The organism is Rhizobiales bacterium NRL2, from assembly GCA_001664005.1.
Taxonomy (GTDB): domain Bacteria; phylum Pseudomonadota; class Alphaproteobacteria; order Minwuiales; family Minwuiaceae; genus Minwuia.
Genome location: CP016093.1, coordinates 624,719 through 643,892, shown reverse-complemented (window position 1 = coordinate 643,892; position 19,174 = coordinate 624,719). Strand labels below are relative to the sequence as shown.

24 protein-coding genes are annotated in these 19,174 nt (G+C 67.2%); 20 read left to right on the top strand and 4 right to left on the bottom strand.

The window, feature by feature from the left end; genetic code table 11:
* The first annotated feature begins 32 nt into the window (after positions 1-32).
* The 20 genes from TEF_02995 (at position 33) to TEF_02900 (ending at position 14,734) form a co-directional block, all read left to right on the top strand.
* Positions 33-368: a hypothetical protein gene (locus TEF_02995; protein ID ANK79873.1), complete on the top strand. Its 336-nt coding sequence runs from the start codon at positions 33-35 to the stop codon at positions 366-368.
* Positions 368-682: a hypothetical protein gene (locus TEF_02990; GenBank protein ID ANK79872.1), complete on the top strand. Its 315-nt coding sequence runs from the start codon at positions 368-370 to the stop codon at positions 680-682. The genes TEF_02995 and TEF_02990 overlap by 1 nt, the downstream gene beginning before the upstream one ends.
* Positions 682-1,347 (top strand): hypothetical protein, encoded by a 666-nt coding sequence (locus TEF_02985; protein ANK79871.1) that lies wholly within the window; start codon positions 682-684, stop codon positions 1,345-1,347. Before TEF_02990 ends, TEF_02985 begins: the two co-directional genes overlap by 1 nt.
* 3 nt (positions 1,348-1,350) lie before the next feature.
* Positions 1,351-1,785 (top strand): hypothetical protein, encoded by a 435-nt coding sequence (locus TEF_02980; GenBank protein ANK79870.1) that lies wholly within the window; start codon positions 1,351-1,353, stop codon positions 1,783-1,785.
* A 29-nt stretch (positions 1,786-1,814) separates the two neighbouring features.
* Complete coding sequence (locus TEF_02975; GenBank protein ID ANK79869.1) at positions 1,815-2,768, top strand: hypothetical protein; 954 nt, start codon at positions 1,815-1,817, stop codon at positions 2,766-2,768.
* Between the two features lie 10 nt (positions 2,769-2,778).
* Positions 2,779-3,288: a hypothetical protein gene (locus TEF_02970; GenBank protein ID ANK79868.1), complete on the top strand. Its 510-nt coding sequence runs from the start codon at positions 2,779-2,781 to the stop codon at positions 3,286-3,288.
* A gap of 71 nt (positions 3,289-3,359) precedes the next feature.
* Positions 3,360-3,539: a hypothetical protein gene (locus TEF_02965; protein ID ANK79867.1), complete on the top strand. Its 180-nt coding sequence runs from the start codon at positions 3,360-3,362 to the stop codon at positions 3,537-3,539.
* Between the two features lie 3 nt (positions 3,540-3,542).
* Positions 3,543-6,101 (top strand): hypothetical protein, encoded by a 2,559-nt coding sequence (locus TEF_02960; protein ANK79866.1) that lies wholly within the window; start codon positions 3,543-3,545, stop codon positions 6,099-6,101.
* Between the two features lie 29 nt (positions 6,102-6,130).
* Positions 6,131-6,610 (top strand): hypothetical protein, encoded by a 480-nt coding sequence (locus TEF_02955; GenBank protein ID ANK79865.1) that lies wholly within the window; start codon positions 6,131-6,133, stop codon positions 6,608-6,610.
* 12 nt (positions 6,611-6,622) lie between these two features.
* Entirely contained in the window at positions 6,623-7,081 is a 459-nt protein-coding gene (locus TEF_02950; protein ID ANK79864.1) for a hypothetical protein, read from the top strand.
* Positions 7,082-7,098: 17 nt separating this feature from the next.
* Positions 7,099-7,773: a hypothetical protein gene (locus tag TEF_02945; protein ANK79863.1), complete on the top strand. Its 675-nt coding sequence runs from the start codon at positions 7,099-7,101 to the stop codon at positions 7,771-7,773.
* Positions 7,773-9,575: a hypothetical protein gene (locus TEF_02940; GenBank protein ANK79862.1), complete on the top strand. Its 1,803-nt coding sequence runs from the start codon at positions 7,773-7,775 to the stop codon at positions 9,573-9,575. The genes TEF_02945 and TEF_02940 overlap by 1 nt, the downstream gene beginning before the upstream one ends.
* 3 nt (positions 9,576-9,578) lie before the next feature.
* Positions 9,579-10,016 carry a hypothetical protein gene (locus TEF_02935; protein ANK79861.1) on the top strand — a complete coding sequence of 146 codons (438 nt, stop codon included), beginning with the start codon at positions 9,579-9,581 and terminating at the stop codon, positions 10,014-10,016.
* Positions 9,997-10,539, top strand: a complete 543-nt coding sequence (locus tag TEF_02930; protein ANK79860.1) for a transcriptional regulator — start codon at positions 9,997-9,999, stop codon at positions 10,537-10,539. The genes TEF_02935 and TEF_02930 overlap by 20 nt, the downstream gene beginning before the upstream one ends.
* A 4-nt stretch (positions 10,540-10,543) precedes the next feature.
* Entirely contained in the window at positions 10,544-10,951 is a 408-nt protein-coding gene (locus tag TEF_02925) for a hypothetical protein (GenBank protein ID ANK79859.1), read from the top strand.
* Positions 10,948-13,248, top strand: a complete 2,301-nt coding sequence (locus tag TEF_02920) for a phage tail protein (protein ID ANK79858.1) — start codon at positions 10,948-10,950, stop codon at positions 13,246-13,248. The genes TEF_02925 and TEF_02920 overlap by 4 nt, the downstream gene beginning before the upstream one ends.
* A gap of 22 nt (positions 13,249-13,270) precedes the next feature.
* Positions 13,271-13,561 (top strand): hypothetical protein, encoded by a 291-nt coding sequence (locus TEF_02915; protein ANK79857.1) that lies wholly within the window; start codon positions 13,271-13,273, stop codon positions 13,559-13,561.
* Between the two features lie 69 nt (positions 13,562-13,630).
* Entirely contained in the window at positions 13,631-14,305 is a 675-nt protein-coding gene (locus tag TEF_02910; protein ANK79856.1) for a peptidase M15, read from the top strand.
* Positions 14,302-14,559, top strand: a complete 258-nt coding sequence (locus TEF_02905) for a hypothetical protein (protein ID ANK79855.1) — start codon at positions 14,302-14,304, stop codon at positions 14,557-14,559. Before TEF_02910 ends, TEF_02905 begins: the two co-directional genes overlap by 4 nt.
* Entirely contained in the window at positions 14,468-14,734 is a 267-nt protein-coding gene (locus TEF_02900) for a hypothetical protein (protein ANK79854.1), read from the top strand. Before TEF_02905 ends, TEF_02900 begins: the two co-directional genes overlap by 92 nt.
* A 185-nt stretch (positions 14,735-14,919) precedes the next feature.
* On the opposite strand, the gene TEF_02895 is transcribed toward TEF_02900, so the two are convergent.
* From TEF_02895 to TEF_02880, 4 genes are all read right to left on the bottom strand, one after another.
* Positions 14,920-15,612 (bottom strand): hypothetical protein, encoded by a 693-nt coding sequence (locus TEF_02895; GenBank protein ANK79853.1) that lies wholly within the window; start codon positions 15,610-15,612, stop codon positions 14,920-14,922.
* Between the two features lie 209 nt (positions 15,613-15,821).
* A complete protein-coding gene (locus TEF_02890; protein ID ANK79852.1) occupies positions 15,822-16,274 on the bottom strand; it encodes a hypothetical protein in 453 nt (150 codons plus the stop codon).
* Complete coding sequence (locus TEF_02885; GenBank protein ID ANK79851.1) at positions 16,274-17,806, bottom strand: thymidine phosphorylase; 1,533 nt, start codon at positions 17,804-17,806, stop codon at positions 16,274-16,276. Before TEF_02885 ends, TEF_02890 begins: the two co-directional genes overlap by 1 nt.
* Entirely contained in the window at positions 17,803-19,161 is a 1,359-nt protein-coding gene (locus tag TEF_02880) for an mRNA 3'-end processing factor (GenBank protein ANK79850.1), read from the bottom strand. Before TEF_02880 ends, TEF_02885 begins: the two co-directional genes overlap by 4 nt.
* Positions 19,162-19,174: the final 13 nt, after the last annotated feature.

Below are 19,174 nucleotides of genomic sequence, written 5' to 3'. Positions count from 1 at the left end.
CGCCCTTCGTCTTTGCGAGAGGACCCTCCGCGATGAAGAACTACGTCCAACCCGGCAACACGATCACCCTGACCGCACCCTACGACGTCGCCTCCGGCGACGGCCTGCTCGTCGGCGCCATCTTCGGCGTCGCCGCCGGGAATGCCATCAATGGTGAGACAGTCGAGGCTGCCCTCGTCGGCATCTTCGATCTGACCAAGGCGGCATCGCAGGCCTGGGCGGTCGGCGACAAGGTCTATTGGGACAACACCGCCAAGGTGACGACGAAGACCGCCTCCGGGAATACGGCGATCGGCGTCGCTGTCGAGGTCGTCGGCGGCGGTGCGTCCGATACCATCGGACGGGTGCGGCTCAACGGCAGCTTCTGATGTCGGCAATCGCCGCAGCCCTGGAGGTGCTGTTCAATGATCCCAACCTCGCGCGCTCGGCCGTCTATCGCCCGGGCGGGCTCGGAGACGGCGTGCCGCTGCGCATCTTCGCCCGGCGTCCGGATCAGGTCATCGACTTCAGGGAGACCCGGCTGCATGCCGAGACCACGCTGGTCGACGTGCTCGTCGCGGCGATCGAGCAGCCTCGACCGGGCGACACCATCGAGGTCGATGGCCAGATGCTGGTCGTCCAGGGAGAGCCGGTGCGCGATCCCGAACGGCTGATCTGGACCCTCGACGTGCGGCCTCAGTGATGGCGAACAGGATCCTTCCGGGTTCTGCCGCACTCGGCGAAGCCGTCCGCCGTGACCTGGAGGTCGAGGCCGGACGCATCGCCAAGGCGGTCCAGGCCGGCGTCGGCGATGCCGGCGAGGGCCTGAAGCAGGATCTGCGCAAGCAGGTCCTGACGGCCGGTCTCGGGGTTCGGCTCGCGCGGGCCTGGCGGTCGCGGACCTACCCGAACAAGGGCTATGACGCGGCGAGCCTGGTCTGGTCGAAGGCGCCGCACATCGTGCGGGTCTTCGACGAAGGCACGGTAATCAAGAGCCGCAACGGCTTCTGGCTCGCCATTCCGACGCCCGCCGCGCCGAAGCGGGGCGTCGGCGGCAAGCGCATCAACCCGTCGAACTTCCCCGAGCACCGGTTCGGGCCGCTGCGGTTCGTCTACCGGCGCGGCCGGCCGTCGCTTCTGGTCGTCGACGGCGTCCGGGTCAACGCATCGACCGGCCGGGTTGGCCGCAGGGCAAAAGGCGGGACGTTCACCAAATCCGGCCGGATGAAGGCCGGCATGTCCACGGTGGTGATGTTCGTGCTGGTGCCGCAGGTCCGCATGCCGAAACGCCTCGACGTCGAGAGGGCCGCGGCAAAGTGGACACGCGCCCTGCCGCTGCTGATCGACCGGCACATGAGCGCGGAGTGAGCCATGGCGTCCCGGTCCGAACAGGTGCTGATCGCTCTGGCCGATCGACTCCGCCAGTTGCCGGACATCGGCGTCGAACGGAACAGCGCGCTCCCGGAACGAATCCCGGAGGGCGGGCTCGTGGTCGTGCGCGACGGCGATCCCGGCGAGCCCGAGCAGGTGCTGGGCGGGTTCGCTCCCGTCTACTACCGCCACGCGGTCGAGCTGGAGATCTACGCGGAGTCCGGCGACCAGGCGATCCGTGACCAGACCTTCGACGATCTGGCCACGGCCATCGGTGCCGCGCTCGATGCCGACCCGACGCTCGGCGGGCAGATCTTCGGCATGACGTACGGCCGTCCGGAGGTCATGACGGAAGCCGTCGAGGGCGGGCCCGCGATCAAGACCGGCATGATCACGCTGGTGCTGGATTACGAGGCACCCAGCCCGCTCGGCTGAGCTCATCAGCAAACACAGGAGAACACGTCATGGCGCGAGCCTATGGTTCGAGCGCGACGCTGCTCGTCGCCCGCGAGAGCACATACGGTCAGGCGGCGGTGGGCGGCTTCCATCGCATGCCCTTCAACCGCTGCTCGCTCGGCTCCGAACAGGGGCTGATCGACGATCCGGTCTTGGGACAGGGCCGCGATCCGCTGGCGCCGCTGCGCGACGCCATCATGGACGAGGGCGACATCGTCGTGCCTGTCGATATGCGCTATCTCGGCATCTGGCTGACCGGCCTCCTGGGCGATCCGGTCACCACCGACAACGGCGACGGCACCTACGATCACGTGTTCGCCTCCGGCCAGGAGAGCCTGCCGAGCTACACCGTCGAGGTCGGCATGCCCCAGGTGCCGGCGTATTTCCAGCACACGGGCCTGGTGGTCGGGTCCATGGCGCTCGACTTCCAGCGCTCGGGCGCCGCTGCGGCGACGCTCCAGTGCGTCGCCCAGGGCGAGAATCGCTTCGGTTCGAGCCAGGGCGGAACCCCGTCGAGTTTCGCCTTCCAGCGCGTCAGCCAGTTCCAGGGGGCGATCAGTCGGGGCGGGTCGTCGATCGCCAACCTGACCGCGGGCTCGTTCACCTATTCGAACAATCTGGAGAAGATCGAGACCATCCGCTCCGACAGCAAGATCGACGGCGCCGATCCCACCGTCGCGGCGCTGACCGGGCGGATCGATGTGCGCTTCGCCGACACCACGCTGATCGATCTGGCGACGAACGGAACGCCGGTCGACCTCGCCTTCTCCTACAGCCTCGGCGCGGGTCTGTCGGCCACGCTCGAGGCGCACGAGGTCTATCTGCCGAAGCCGAAGCTCGCGATCGAGGGGCCGGGCGGCGTTCAGGCCAGCTTCGATTTCCAGGGGGCGCGCAACGAGATCGCCGGCCGGATGCTGACGGTGACGCTGGTGAACGATCTCGACGGCAGCGATTACCTGTAAGGAGGCAGGGATGATTTCTCTCAAGGCGTCGCGGGAGCCCTTCGAGATCGAGCTCCCCTACGGGGTCAGCGCGACGGTCACCCCGCTCACCACCACGGCGATGGCCGCGGCACAGTCGGCCGCTCGCCGCCTGCTGGAGCGGATCGAGAGCGATCTTCGCGAGCGCAGGGAGAACGGATTGTCCGTCGCCGACCTTCCCGTGCTCGACGACGACGCCGCGCGGGACGGGCTCTACCAGGCGCTGTTGATCAAGGAGCTCGCGCGCCGGCACATCCAGCGCTGGGATGGCGTTGAAGGCGACGACGGGCCGGCGGAACCGACGCCGGAGAACGTCGCCGCGCTGATGGACCTCTACCCGGTGGGCGAGCGGTTCTTCCAGGAGTTCACCCTCCGGCAGGTGCTGCTCACCGCAGCAAAAAACGGATCCGGGCTCTCTGCCGCTGGCACTTCGGCGGAGGGCCCGACTACTGCGCCGGGTGCCGCCAGGAAGGAAGCCCCTGCGCCGAAGGCGAAGGTATAGGCGCGGCCGAGCGTTGCCCCTACCGGGAGCATGCGCCCCGGTCGGAAGAGGAACACGCACTCTTTCTGCTGGTGAGCGAACACGGCAGCCAGCTGCGCATCGGCCCGACGGGTCAGATCGTCGGCTTCAACCAACCGGCCCTGCTCGACATCGCGCGTGCCCGCGGGTTCGACGCGGCCGTGCTCGCCGAACTTCTGCCTGCTGCCGAGCTCGGGATGCTCGAAACCCTTCGGAGCCAGCGACCGGATTGACCCATGGCCAAGACGACACACCAGTATGCTGTGCGCCTGAGCGTCGACGGCGGTGGCCGGGTCCAGGCCGAGCTGCGCGGGGTCGGCGAGAGCGGCGACCGGTCCCTCAAGAAGATCGACCGCGCCTCGGGCGTCGCCTCGCGCGGCCTGGGATCGCTCGCCGAACGCGCCGCGTCCCTGCGCGGCGGCATCCGGCTACTAGGCGGCGCGATCGCCGGCATCGCCACCGTTGGTGGCCTGTCGGCGCTGATAAACCGCTCGCTGGAGGCGGCCGACGCCATCGGCAAGACCGCGGACAAACTCGGCATCGGCGTCGAGGCGCTTCAGGAACTCCGCTACGCGGCGAGCCTGGCGGGGGTCGAACAGAACACTCTCGACATGGCGCTGCAGCGCTTCACGCGCCGGGTCGGGGAAGCCGCGCGCGGCACGGGCGAGGCGAAGGAAGCGCTCGCCAGCATGGGCATCGCCCTGCGCGACCAGAACGGCCATATCCGGCGCTCGGAAGACCTGCTCGACGATGTCGCGGAAGCCCTGCGCGCGGTCGAGGATCCGGCCGAGCGGCTGCGGCTCGCCTTCAAGCTGTTCGACAGCGAAGGCGTCGCCATGGTCAACATGCTGAACCGAGGCGCCGACGGGCTTGCGGATATGCGCCAGCGCGCCCGCGATCTCGGTATCGTTCTCGAAGAGGACCTGATCCGCAACGCCGAGCAAGCGAAGGACGAGCTCGACACGCTGGGCAAGGTGATCTCGGCCAATCTGACGCGCGCCGTCCTCGACCTCTCGCCGCTGATCGCCGACCTGTCCTCTGGCCTTGCCGAACTCGCCGCCGATGCTGGTGTCGCCTACGAGCAGCTGAAGCTGGTTCTGCAGGGGGACTTCAACTTCGAGGGGCTGAGCCTGCGCTCGACCCGGCGCATCGTCGAGGAACGGCGCCGGGAACTGCAGGAGATCGCCCGCGAGCTGAACGAGATCGGCGATGTCTCCTTCCTCGACGACCCGATCGCCTGGGGCCGCCGGCAAGCGCTCGAACGCCGTCTTCAGGAGCGGGTCGCGCAGTACCGCCAGTGGGCGGCGAAGCTCGCCTGGATGCAGGCTGAGGCGGAGCGCAACACGCCCGACCGCGTCGATACCGATACGCGCTCGACGCCGGATGCCATCGAGGGCGATGTCGCCTCGGCGGAGGAGCGCGCGCGGCGCATCGCCCGGATAGAGCAGGATCTGCAGCGCCAGCTGTTCGAAGCCCGTCACGAGGGCGCCGAGCGGATCCGCGCCGAGTATGAGCGGCTCGTCGCCGAGATGCAGACCCTGAGCGCGCCCGACGGCTCGAACCTCGACCGCGTCGAGCAGATCATGCTGGACGCCGCCGCGCTGCGGGATGCGCGTCTCGCCGAGCTCGCCCGTCGCGAAGAGGAAGCTGCGGCGCGCCAGCGTCAGGCCAACCAGCGGGTGATCAAAGGCCTCCGCGCGGAACGCGACGAACTTGCCATGACCGATCGGGAGCGCTTCGTCTCCCAAGCACTCCGGCGGCTGTCGGCGGAGGCGACGGAGGCGGAGCGCGCGCGGGTGCGCGAGCTGGCGGGGGCGCTCTTCGACGAACGCCAGGCGATCGAGGCCCGCAACAAGGCCGAGGAGGAGGCGCGCAAGCTCCGGGAGAAAGGCGAGGCGCTGACACGCAGCCTGCGGACGGCCCAGCAGGCCTATGCCGATGAGATCCGCGAGCTCAATGCGCTGCTCGAGGCGGGCGCCATCAGCCAGGAGACGTTCACGGCTGCGAGCGAAGAGGCCTACGACCGGATGCTGCGCGCCAGCCGCGATTGGTCGGCCGGCGTCCAGCGGGCCATCCGCGACTATCTCGACGAGGCGGGCGATGCCGCCCGCCAATTCGAGCAGGCGACGACCCGGGCGTTGCAGGCGAGCGAGGACGCCTTCGTCGAATGGGCGATGACGGGCAAGCTCTCGGCAGCCGATCTGTTCAACAGCATCGCTGAGGAAGCGCTGCGCGCCGCGTGGCGCATGGCGGTGATCAAGCCCCTGGGCGGGCTGTTCGAGAGAATCTTCGCCGATCTCGGCGGCGCCATCTTCGGCGGCTTGTTCGGGGGAAGCGGCACCACGGGGCCCGTGGGGGACTTCCCCGCACCGGGCCCCGTCATGGTCGCCCATGGCGGCGGCGTCATTGGTGCTGATGCGTTGCCGCGCCGCGTGGTCCCGGCAGCCGCCTTCGACCGCGCGCCGCGCTTCCATGGCGGCGGGATCGTCGCGGGCGAAGTGCCGATCGTCGCCCGGCGTGGCGAGGGCGTGTTCACGCCCGAACAGATGCGATCGCTGGCGCCGGCCTCCGGCGAGCGGCCGGTGGTCAATGTGGCGGTGAACGTCCGCAACGCGGCGCCGGGCACGGAAGCCACTGCCGATTGGCGGCGTGACGGCAACGGCAATCTCAGCCTCGACATCATGATCGAGCAGGTGGAGGGCCGGATTGCCCGGAACGTGGGGCGTGGCGAAGGCATCGCGCCGACGCTGGAGCGCCGCTACGGCCTCAACCCGGCGGCCGGTAGCTACCGTTGACGAGGGCGGGCTTCTGGCCCGGATGGTGAATGACGAACCGTTGGCCGGAACGACTGCCCCTGCCGACCGTCGACGGTTATGGCATCCGGCCGGGCGAGGCCATCCTGCGGACGGAGATGGAGGCGGGCCCGGCGCGGCAACGCAGGCGGTACACGCAGGTGCCGAGCCGCATCACCGTGCGCTGGGTGCTGCGGCGTGAGCAGTTCGCCCTGTTCGAGGCCTGGTACCGCTGGACCGCGAAGGAAGGCGGCGAGTGGTTCGAGATCGACCTGAAGGGCGGTCTCGGCCTGTTGCCGCAGGAAGCGCGCTTCACGCGCCAGTTCGAGGCCCGGATCGTCGCCGGCGTGCTGTGGGAGGTTCGCAGCGAGCTGGAGATCCGAGAGCGCCCGACGCTCAGCGAAGGCGCCATGGCGATCCTGCTGGAAGAGGACCTGCAGGGGCTGCTCGGCAGTGTCGACGCCCTGCACACGCTGATCCACACGACCCTGCCCGGCGCGCACGCCTGGTAACCGGAGACGTCCATGACCATCGAAGCCGATCTGCGCGCGGCAGCCGACCGCGCGCACGCCGACAGCCTGCTCTTGCACGAGATCGTGCATGGCGACGCGCAGACGACGGTTACCACCGAGAACGGTCCGGTCAAGAGCGTCGCCAAGGTCATCGTCGACGTGGAGGCGAGCGTCGACGCGCACATGACCGACATCACCCAGGCGGTCGACGCGACCGAGACCGCGCGGACGGCGGCCGAGCTCGCCCGCGACGAGGCGCTGGATGCCCGCGATGCCGCGCTGGGCGCCGTCGGGACCGTCGCCGTGAGCGCCACCGACAGCGCACCGGGCCGGCTGGACGCGAAGCTCGAAGCGGGGCTCGGGCTGGGCGCTGCCGTCGTCGATCCTGGCGGCGACGAACGGCTGTCGCTGGACCTGGCCCCGCAGATCCATGCCGGCGCCCTGGTGGCGCTGGCGCGCAGCTTCATCTGACCTGAACGAGGACCAAGATGGCCAATCAGCCGATCTTCGTGGCGGCCTACCGCCAGGATGGCGCGGTTCTGCGCGCCGATTTGGGCAACGCGGCCCAGACCGTCTTCACGCCCGGCGCCAATGGCACGCGGCTGCATGCGATCGTGCTCGGCAACGACGGCGATGCCGCGGCTCCCGTGGAGTTCGGCACCTTCGAAATCGTGTTCTCCGGCGTCGAGGTGAACATCGTCCCCGGCGCCACGCCGGCCACGGACCCTTTCACCGTGACCCGGACCGACGATCAGTCCTGGGCGATCACTGAGAACCTGCAAGTGCTGACGCTCTGGAACGTCGCCACGGTCAATCGGGGCGATTACCGCATGACCGGGACCGGGGAGCAGACGCCCGGATCCGGCATTTTCGACGTGCTCAATCTGGAGAACACGCCCGGCAACGCCATCACGCAGCAGCTCGGCGTCACCATCGACGCCTACCGCTGGCGTCCCCTCTGGTCGATGGAGGTTCCGGCCCGCGCCGGGTTCGACGGCTCCCCTTCGGTCGCCGGGCTCGACCTCGAGCAGATGCCGTGGCTGGACCTCACGGGCGACCGCTGGCTGCTGCTGAAAGACCCGCTCGCGGCGCGGATCCCGGCCAACGCCAATGCGGTTACGACCGGCAACGTCCATATCGGCTTCTTCGGCGGCGACTACTGATGAGCAATTCCACGATCACGGCCGACCTGCCGCGGGCGGAGCGCAAGGCCGGCGGCGGTTCGGTCACCATCGGGCGTCGCGGCGGCGGGCACCACCGGGTGACGCTGTTCCCCGGCCCCATCGCCAACAGCAAGGGCCAGCGGGCGCTCAACCCGCATGTGTTTCGCCACAACACCCGTACGCCCAAGCCGTTCAGCCACGAGGTCGTGACGGGCCCGTCGATGACGCAGGAGAACAGCCAGGGCCTCCTCATCGTCGACCACACCAAGGTCGCGATCTCGGGGCAGAACCAGTATTCCGACCTCGGCGACGGCAATGGCGGCGGCTACGTCCAGCACGGCTACATCCTGTCCGACCCCCTGCAGTGGCTCGGGGTGCAGTCGAACTGGATCCGCGCGATCGCCGAAGGCCGCATGGATCCCGACGCGTGGCCGTCCAACTATGGCGGCTACGACACGCGCCACCACTGGAAGGAGCGCGACGCCTTCCACATCGTCGGCGCCATTCCCGGTTACACCAAGGTGGTGCTGCTCAAGTGCGGCGTCGCGTTTGCCTGCGGTTACAGCGGCCACGGCCAGTGCGGCGACGGCGCCGCGTCCAACCGCTCCGGCTGGCGCATGGTCGGCTGGCAGTCCTACGAGGGCATCCAGGAAGATCAGCGCATCTACAAGAACGGTCGCAAGATCGTGCAGATCGCCGGCACGGTGAACGGCCAGGACAGTACCGCCATCACCTATTACACGCTGACCGACGACGGCCGCCTCTGGGGCTGGGGCTACAACGGCTACGGCCAGACGGCCACGAACAACGCCACCACCAACTCGGCGGAGACCTACTCGCCGCACCAGTGCTACCGCGAGGGCCTGCCGTCGCGCGGCGAAAGCGGCATCGTCCCGGTCACCGATGCGGTCTACGTGACCGCCGCCTGCGATCAGTACGGCACGGTCTGGTACATCGACACCGCCGGCAAGGTCTGGGCCGCTGGGCGCAACAACAATTATCCCATGGGTGATGCCTACGGGAACAACCAGGCCTATTTTCGGCCGGTCCAGCATGGGACCAGCGGCAACCAGCTCTTCGCCGACAAGGTTTGCGTCAAGATCGCCGCCTGGGGCGGCGGCGACAACGGTCAGGTGCTGTTCCTGTTCGCTGACGGCACCGTCGCCTTCGCCGGCTATTCCGGCTACGGCCAGGCGATGACGGGATCGACAGCGGGCACGAATGCAGCCCAGTTCATTGCGGGCTTCGGTGCGGGCGAGGCCTACGGCAAGGCGGTGGATGTCTGGGGCGGCGGCAACTCTTACGGTACGAGCTATGTGAAGACCGAGCACAACCGACTATTCGGCGGGGGTTACTCGGGCTATGGCCAGCTCTCAGACAACCGTTCGAGCGGCACGTATGCCGGCGTCTACGAGCTCGATCTCACCCTCGGCACCGGCGTCGCGCCGGGGGAGCTGATCAAGGTCGATCTGGCGGGCCGCGGCTCGACCACGCATCTGATCGCGCTGTTCGACGACGGCACCACGCTCTGCGGCGGGCGCAACAACAACGGCCAGCGCGGCGGCGCCCTGTTCGCAGCGAATTCCTACTGGTGGAACGCACCGGGCCTGGCCGCGAAGGTGATCGACGTGGATGCGCAGTCCATCGGTTCGGACAACGGAGCCAATCTCTGGCTCGGCGAAGACGGCACCTGCTGGGGCGCCGGCACCTGGTATGTGACCTACAACGTCTACTACAACGCCGGCTACTCGCAGCGGAACCCGTACTGGCCGATCGAGATCAACGCCAAGCTCGGGACCTGACCCATGCGACTGTTCATCTCTTATACGGAAGAGGCCGGCGGCTTCTTCCAACCCCCGGACATGCCCGAGGAGCCCAACACCTGGGAGCATCTCTGCCTCGTCGACGGCCGCCACTACGCGGTGCTCTATCACCCGATCCCCGACGGTCAGGATGCGCGCATCGACTTGCACGTCCACGATCCGAAGGCGGAGCCCGAGGTGGCGCAACTCATCCGGACCTTCGGCCACCCCTACCGGCGCTACCGGGAGGCGCGCGAGGTCGAGTACCCGCCGATCGGCGAGCAGCTCGACACCATCCTCAAAGCCTTCAACCAGCTGCGCCTGAACGGCACCGGCCTGCCGAAGGAGATGGACGAGCTTCTCGGCAAGTGGCTCGCCGTCAAACGCGCCCACCCGAAGCCCGACCTGCTGGAGGACGACGATGCCGGATCCGGCGCTTGAGCGGGCGATCCGGGAGGCCTACGCATCCGCGCCCTCCGACACCGTCATCCTGCACACGCTCGAACTGCGCCATCCGTCCTTCCTGGACGATGACGGCCAGCCGACCGCGATCCGCGTCGTGCGCGACCACGTCGACCTCTGGGCGCGTCTCGAAGCGGACGCGCCGGTCGACGCCGGCGGCTGGGTTCGCTTCGTTGCCATGGGCTTCGAGCTCGAACTGCCGCCAGTGGACACGGCGCCCGTGCCGGAGATCGCGGTCACCCTCGACAATGTCAGCCGGGAGATCGTCCGCCACCTCGATGCGGCCGCGACCAGCCAGGACAAGATCGAGGTGACCTACCGGCCTTACCTCTCGACCGACCTGGAGGGTCCGCAGATGGATCCGCCGATCACCCTCATCCTGACCGAGGTCGAGGCGGACGTGTTCCGGGTCACCGGGCGCGCCCGCATGCTCGACATCGGCAACAAGGCCTTCCCCGCCGAGACCTATACCGCCAGGCGGTTCCCCGGGCTCACACGATAATCCGATGCACTGGGCGGAAGAGCTGATCGGCCGACCGTGGCAGGCCGGCGGGCGCGGAGCGCAAGCGTTCGATTGCTGGGGCCTGGTCCGTTACTGCTGGCGCGAGCAGTTCGGCATCGAGGTGCCCGAGATCCCGGTCGATGCGGCCGACCTGCGCAGGGTGCTCGATGCCTTCCGGGATCATCCGGAGCGCCGGCGCTGGCGCCTCGTGGCCGAGCCTCGCGAGGGCGACGCCGTATTGATGCGCCAGTCCCGGCACCCGGTCCATGTCGGCCTGTGGCTCGAGGTCGATGGCGGCGGCGTCCTGCATGCGGCCCGCAGGATCGGCGTCGCGTTCCAGAATCCCCGCGACCTCGATCTCCAGGGATGGCGGATCGAGGGCTTCTATCGATTTACGGGAGACCCTCATTGACCGCCGTCGTCGTCATGTTGCGCAACCCGTTCTGCCCGGAACGGGGCCGAGACGTGCTGCCCATCGTGGCCGGCACGACCATTCGCGCCTGGCTCGACGCCCACGGGATCGCGGAGTTCGAGCGCCCGACGGTCTGTCTGCGCAATGGCGAGCCCGTGCTGCGCGCGGACTGGCCGGCCGTGGCGATCGGCGCGTCCGACGTCGTGATCTTCGTCTCCCTGCCTCAGGGAGGCGGGGGCGGAGGCGGCGGCAAGAACCCGCTGCGCACCGTGCTCATGATCGCCGTCATGGTGGCGGCACCCGCGATCGGCGGCGCCATCGCCGGCGCCATCGGCATCACGTCCACCATCGGCACCTCGCTCATCACCGCGGCCGTCGGGCTCGCCGGCGCCACGCTGGTGAACGTGCTCGTCCCGCCGCCCAAACCTCCCGCGCCCAGCTTCGGCGGCTCCTTCGGCAGCACACCGGCGCCAAGCCCGACCTATGCCCTGCAGTCCCAGGGCAATCAGGCCCGACTCGGCCAGCCGATCCCCGTCATCTACGGGCGGCACCTGGTCTATCCCGACCTCGCCGCCACACCCTGGACCGAGTACGCCGGCAACGAGCAGTACCTGCATCAGCTGCACTGCATCGGTCAGGGCGAGTACGACCTCGAGCAGGTCCGCATTGAGGACACGCCCATCAGCTCCTTCGAGGAGGTGACCTACGAGATCGTCGCACCCGGCGATCCGGTAATGCTGTTCGAGGCGGACGTGACTACGGCGGCCGAAGTGGCGGGCCAGGAGCTGAAGGGCACAAACGAGCTGGACACAGGCGACGACGGCTGGATCGGCCCCTTCGCCGCCAACCCCGCCGGCACCGCCGCCGAGGAGATCGGCATCGACCTCGTCATGCCGCGCGGGCTCTACTACGCCAACACCTCCGGCGGGCTCGATCCGCGCACCATCGACTGGGAGGTGGAGGCGCGCGCGATCGACGAGGATGGCGTCGCCCTCGGCGGCTGGGTGCAGCTGGGGGCAGAAAGCGTCACTGCCGCCACGAACACCGCCCAGCGGCGAAGCGACCGCTATCCGGTCGCGAGCGGCCGCTACGAGGTTCGTCTCAGGCGGACCGACGCCAAGGATACGGACGCCCGCGCCGGCCACGAGATCCGCTGGCAGGGGCTGAAGGCGTTTCTCGCAGGCGATCCGGTGTTTGGCGACGTCACGCTGCTTGCCGTGCGCATGCGCGCGACCGACAACCTGTCGCAGCGCTCGTCGCGCCTGGTGAACTGCATCCTGGCCCGCAGGCTCCCGGTCTGGGATCCCGTCACGGGATGGACCTCGCCGCAGCCGACGCGGTCGATCGCCTGGGCGTTCGCCGATGCCGCACGCGCCCACTATGGCGCCGATCTGCCGGACGCCCGCATCGACCTGGCGGCGCTCCATGCGCTGGACGGGCTATGGCAGGGCCGGGGCGACCGCTTCGACGCCGTCTTCGATCAAGGCGTCACAGTCTGGGAAGCGCTCACCCGGATCGCCCGCGTCGGGCGGGCCGTGCCGTTCCTGCAGGGCGGCATCCTGCGGCTGGTCCGGGACGAAGCGCGGACCTTGCCCGTGGCGCTCTTCGGCCCCCGCAACATCGTCAAGGGCAGCCTCAAGGTCCAGTACCTGATGCCGGGCGAGGACACCGCGGACGCGGTCACGGTCGAGTATTTCTCGGCGCGCATCTGGGCGCCCGACGAGGTGACCGCGAGCTTGGCCGACAGCGCGGCCGATCAGCCGGCCAAGGTCGAGCTGTTCGGCTGCACCGACGAGGCGCAGGCACTTCGGGAAGGTCTCTACATGGCGGCGGCCAACCGCTATCGCCGCCGCATGGTGAGCTTCCGCACCGAGCTGGAGGGGCTGATCCCGACCTATGGCGATCTCATCGCCGTCGCCCACGACATGCCTCGTTGGGGCCAGGGTGGTGAGGCAGTCGCCTGGGCCCCCGAGACCCGCACGCTCGAACTCTCCGAGCCGCTGGAATGGGCCGACGGTGAGACGCACTACATCGCGCTGCGTCGGCGTGACGGGACGGTAAGCGGCCCTTGGCCGGTCGGTCCGGGCGCCGACGATCGGCGTGTCGTCCTTGCCGAGGATCTCGATTTCACGCCCTACACCGGCGCGTCGGAAGAGCGGACGCATTTTGCCTTCGGTGTCGGCGAGGCCTGGAGCCTGCGCGCCCGGGTCATCTCGATCCGACCGAGGGGCGAGCAGATCGAGATCACCGCCGTGGGCGAGGATGCCCGCGTCCATGAGGCCGATCTGGCCGCGTAGTCATCGACGAGAGGAAGATCGCATGAACCGTCCGACCGTCGGTGACGGCCATATCGTTATGCTCGAAGCCGAGTTCGAGCAGTTGCTGGAGTTGGCGGCGGAGCGTGGCGCCCGCAAGGCGCTGGAGGATGTTGGGCTCGACGGCGACGATGCCGCCGTCGACATCCGAGACCTCCGTTCCCTGCTGGGCAGTCTCAGGCTCGCCAAGCGCACGGCGGTGCAGACCGCTGTCCGCATCGTTACCACCGGCGTGCTGCTCGCCCTGATGGCCGGCATCGCCATCAAGCTGAAGCTGTTCGGCAACGGTCCCTGACCGACGCTGCCGATCCTCACCCCACCAAGCCCGCCGCTCGGCGGGCTTTTTTGTGTCCGGAGACCACCGATGACGACGAGCTACTTCAACCACTGGCGTGATGTGCCCGAGGGCGCCTGGCGCTGGAAGAACTTCTCTCCCGCCGAGATCGCCTGTCGCGGCAGCGGGTCGCTACGCCTCAATGAGGAGGCGCTGGACAAGCTCCAGGCGCTCCGCGACCGGCTTGGCAAGCCGCTCATCGTCCGCTCCGCCTACCGCAGTCCGGCGCACAACCGCGCCGTCGGTGGCGCGCCGCGCTCCAAGCACATGGATGGCGCGGCTTTCGACATCGCCATGGCGAACCACGACCCGGTCGCGTTCGAGGCGGCGGCGCGGGCGGTCGGATTTCTCGGGTTTGGTTTCTACCCGCGCTCGGGATTCATGCATATCGATCTCGGGCCGGCGCGGCAGTGGGGCGAGCGTTTCCCCGTGCGGGCGACAGCATTTGCCGCCGAAGCACCGCCCGCGCGGGAGGTGCTGGCGGAGAGCCGCACGATGAAAGGCAGCGGCGCCGCAGGAGTGGCGACGATTGGCGCGGCGGGCGTCGAGGTGGCGCAGAACGTCCTGGCCGAGACCCAGTCCGCCATTCTGCCGCTGGTGCCGTATCTCGACACCCTGCGCTGGGTGTTCATCGCCGTGGCGCTCGCCGGCGTCGCGGTCGCCATTTACGCCCGCATCGACGACTGGAAACGGGGGCGGCGATGATCTCTGCACTCCTGACCGGGATTGCCGCCAGCCCATGGGCACGCGCTGCGCTGCGGTATGGCGTGCTCGCCCTCACCGTCCTCCTGTTTCTGCTGTCGATCCGCCGCGCCGGTGAGCGCGCCGGGCGCTTGGCGGAACGCTTCGAAATCACGGAGAAGGCCAATGAAGTACAGCGTCGGATGCTCGATGCGGCGGCTCGCCGCCCTCGCGATCGCGACGAGCTTGCTGACCGCCTGCGCGACGGGCGGTTCTGAACCGCGCATCGTTACCGTCTGTCCGCCCGTGGTGGAGTACAGTCGCGAGTTCCAAACGCGCGCGGCCGAGGAACTAGGGATGCTGCCGGACGGGTCAGCGATCGCCGAGATGCTGAGCGACTACGCTGTGATGCGCGAGCAAGCGCGGTCCGGTGGGGTGGAAGTGACGCGGTGAGTGGAACGCCCCAGAGCAAGGAGGTCGACCAGCCTCGCGTGGCACGGTACAGTGATCACCGTGCATCCTTCGTTCTCCAATGCATTGGTTCGCTATTGAAACGGCGTTTTGTTAACCGGGTTGTCAACCACAAGGCGCAAGAACGTTGGTGCCAACGATGCGGGCGACGAAACACGCCATGTCCTCTACTTATCCTTTGTCAGCGGGGCCCAGCTTTGTCCCCCGTCACGGCTCACATGGAGAGACTGGATTCGCGTTTTCGGATTGACGGCCACGGCGTATAGAGTTGGGCGCTCTCTTCCTCCACCGACTGCGACGTGGAGCACGAATTCGTCATCGAACCCGTCGCCCAGGGTCGTCCAGTCGAGCTCCGGCTCCTCGGCGCGTACTAGGCCGGTGCCGGCGATGAAGGCGTAGATAGTACCGTCCGGGGTCACATGCACCATGGTTGCTGCCTGCCGCGCCTCGTGCGCTGGCTGCCAGCGACGGCCGCCATCAGTACTGAGTACCAGACCGCGTTGCGTGGCGGCATAGATCCGGTCCGGGGCCTTGCTCGAGGCCGCGAGAGCAATGATTCCTTCTGGGGCGGGACCGATCCGGCGCCAGCTACGCCCGCCGTCGGCGCTCTTCTGCAGATTGCCGAAGATGCCGTAGATGACAGACGGATCGGCCTTGCTAACGTCCATCTGGTGGAAGTCGACCGGACCGTCGACGCCATCAGCGAGCTTGGACCAGGACCGGCCGCCATCTCTCGAGATAATGAAACCGAGGTTTCCGCCGCGCGCCGGATGGCCGCTCGCATAAAGCGTTGGCGCATCGGTCGGGTGCGGTGTGAAACCCATGAAGTCGTCCTGCCTCTCGGAAACGAGATCGACCATTCCAGTATCAAGTCGCAAGGCATGCAAACCATGATGAGTGGCGATAAGCAGACGACCGCTGTCAGGGCGATCGACCGCTAGCCCGTGAATATGCGTGGATCGCAACAGGTCGGCGAGGGGCACACCGGATTGGGCGTGAGCGGTAAGCGGCGAGATAATGAGAAGAACGACAGAAGCAAACAGGAAGATGGTGAAGGACGTTAAACGAGTCATGGTGCTTCTTTCCGAGGTCCCGCCCACCAGAAAGCGATGATTGGTAGGACGATCCATTGCGCAATGGGCGAGAGGCCGGCGTTGATTACCGGGATAACCGGCATCAGGTCACGATAGGCCCAGGCTTCCCGAACCTCGATGTTGAGCCACTCGCTGAAGACGGTGTATCCGAGACCTATCAGGACGGTGGCAAGCCCCACACGACGATAGTTTGTCTCCGGCCAGTGGCTGCTTCCGAACAGGACCAGCGCGGCCAGGAGAGCGCTCGTCGCAATCAGGACATCGCCTCCGGTGCAGTGAAGTGCAGAGAAGGCTATCTCGCGTGGAGTGCCGGTTTCCCACAGCGTGTAAAGCGGCATATGGGCGAACTCCCAGATCAGATTCCCAATCGCCATGGCGATCAGGTAGCGTCGCAGAGCGTTCAGCCATCCAAGCTCGACAGCGACCATTACGACGAAAGCTCAACTTCGATGATGTCCGGACTCCTTTGCGCGTATTCCAGCGCATAGGCCAGTTCGCCCGCGGTTTCCGCGTGGATGTCGAGCAGCGCTTGGCCATTGTCGATCTCTTGGCCGAGGCTCACGTTCAAGTAGACGCCCGCTGCCTTGGCTTCCGGCGCGCCGGCGAGCTTGGCGAGCCTTGCGAGCTTGCGATTGTTGATATGAACGATGCGACCGGCACGCGGTGCGATCAGCGGATGAACGTGGGACGCCCGCGGCGGCGTGCGCATACCTCCTTGCGCCGCGCAGATGGCCTGGAACTTCTGCCAGGCTCGCCCGTCCGCAAGGATCGCAAGCGCATCAGCTGCTCCTTCCCCCTTGGCGGCCTTCCCGCCAATCTCCAGGGCGGCGCCAGCCAATGCCGTTGCGCGTCGGCGCAGGTCATCCGGTGCATCGGGCGCACCACGGAGAACCGCGAGGACATCGAGCGCTTCCAGGGCCGGGCCAATTCCGCGACCGACCGGTTGCGACCCGTCGGTCAGGATGCAAGTGGCCGAGAGTCCGAAACGCGCTGAAACGGAGTTGATCCGTTCCGCGAGGTGACGCGCCGACGCCTCGCTGCGGACCTTGGCGGTAGGTCCGACCGGGATATCGATGACGACGTGCGTCGAGCCGGCTGCAATCTTCTTCGACAGGACAGACGCGATGAGTTGTCCCTCGGTATCGACATCGAGCTCACGCTCTATGCGGACGAAAATATCGTCGGCGGGGCTCAGATGCATCGCCCCGCCCCAGGCGATGCAGCCGCCCTCGGCTTCCACGACGCGTCGGAGCGTTGCGATATCAAGGTCAACCGGAGCAAGTGTCTCCATGGTATCCGCAGTACCTGCAGGCGATGTGATTGCGCGCGACGAGGTCTTGGGGATGACGAGCCCTTGGGCAGCAACAATCGCGACGACGATCGGGGTGGTACGGTTGCCAGGGAGCCCGCCGATGCAATGCTTGTCGACTACGATCAGGGAATCCCATCGCAAGCGCTCGCCGACCTCGACCATGGCGCCGGTCAGATCGACGGTCTCCTGCTCGTCGAGAGGAAGAGCCGCGCTCGCCGTCAGGAAGGCCGCCAGATGCACATCAGTGTAGCGGCGTGCCGCGACGTCCCTGACGATCGACCCAACGGCACGCGCGTCGAGCCGGTTCCCGTAGATCCGGCGGCGGACACTGGCGAGGGATTCGAGTGCTGGCGCATGCGTGACGGTGACTTCCGTGCCTTCTTCGACGCACAAGATCTGCCACGCTGTTTCTGTGAGGGCAATCTGATCGATGGCGAGCAGATCGTCCCCCTCGACCTGGAACAGGGTCGCCTGCACCTCCCGACCGCCAGACGAAACCACCACCTGCGACCTGGACGCCAGACCTTCCGCGCGGCAGACATGGCAGTCGGTCCGCATGATGACCACCGCCTGGTGCTGTGTGTGCAGGCGAAAGCGGGTGGCGCGAAGCTTCGGTGTAGCGGGGAGTTCGGCGTCACCTTGGTTCATAGGTCGAACGCCTGATCCTGGCGGGGAACGGTCGCATTCCATCCGAGGTCCTTGCCGATGCGGACGCGCAGTGCCTCGGCAGCTTCGGCCTCACCATGAACGATGAAGGTGCGGGCCGGCGCATGATTGAAGCCGGAAAGCCAGCGCATCAACTCATCAGAGTCTGCGTGCGCCGAGAGTGCGGGCAGATCGGCGATCTCTGCCTTGACCGGTATCCACTGTCCGTGGATCTTGATCTCGCGGGCGCCCTGCAGCATGGCCCGTCCACGGGTTCCAGCAGCCTGAAAGCCCGAGAACAGAATGGTGTTCTTCTGATCGGGTGCAAAGGCCTTGAGATGGTGGAGAATGCGGCCACCGGTTGCCATGCCACTGGCAGAGATCACCACCTTGGGATAGGGGCTCGCGGTAATTGCCTTGGATCCTTCGACGTCCCTCGTGTAGGTGGCGAGGCCGCAGACCGTGTCGCAATCCTCCGGTGAAAGGCGATGATCCTCGCGATGGGCGTGGAGCAGGTCCGTGGCGCTGATCGCCATCGGACTGTCGAGGAAAATCGGGATGGATGCCAGGCGACCAGCCTGCTTCAATTGCCAGAGGTGATAGAGCAGCGACTGCGCCCGGCCAACGGCGAATGCCGGAATCACCACGGTCCCGCCGCGCTGAACCGTGCGCTCGATGACGGAACTCAGCATCTCGGTTGGATCGCCCGTTTCATGGATGCGGTTGCCGTAAGTGGATTCAATAACGATATAGTCGGCCTCCGGGACAGGAACCGGATCAGGCATGACGGGATCGCCATAGCGGCCGAGATCACCCGAAAATATGATCCGCTTGCCGCCCCATACGATATCGGCGGTGGCAGCACCCAGGATGTGGCCGGCATGCCTGAACATCAGGGTCGCCCCGGCGGGAAGCTGAACAGCCTTGTCGAACGGAATTGACGAGAAGCGTTCGAGGGCGTGTTCCGCATCGTGAAGACCGTAGAGCGGCAGGGCGGGCTTGTGCTTGGAGAACCCCTTCCGGTTCGCGTATTCGGCATCTTTCTCCTGGAGGTAACCGCTGTCCTTGAGGATCAGCTCTGCAACGTCGCGGGTCGCGTCCGTCGCGAAAATTTCACCGTGGAATCCGTCCTTCACAAGTTTGGGTAAATAACCCGAATGGTCGAGATGCGCATGGGTCAGAACGACGGCATTAATACTCGAAGGGGCTATCGGCAGTGGCTGCCAATTCAACTCGCGCAGGTTCTTTAGGCCTTGGAACAAGCCGCAGTCGATCAGAATCCGCTTGCCGTCGTGGTCGAGGAGATGTTTCGAACCGGTGACAGTGCCAGCGCCGCCGAGGGATGTGAATTTTAGCATGACTGCCTCCTGG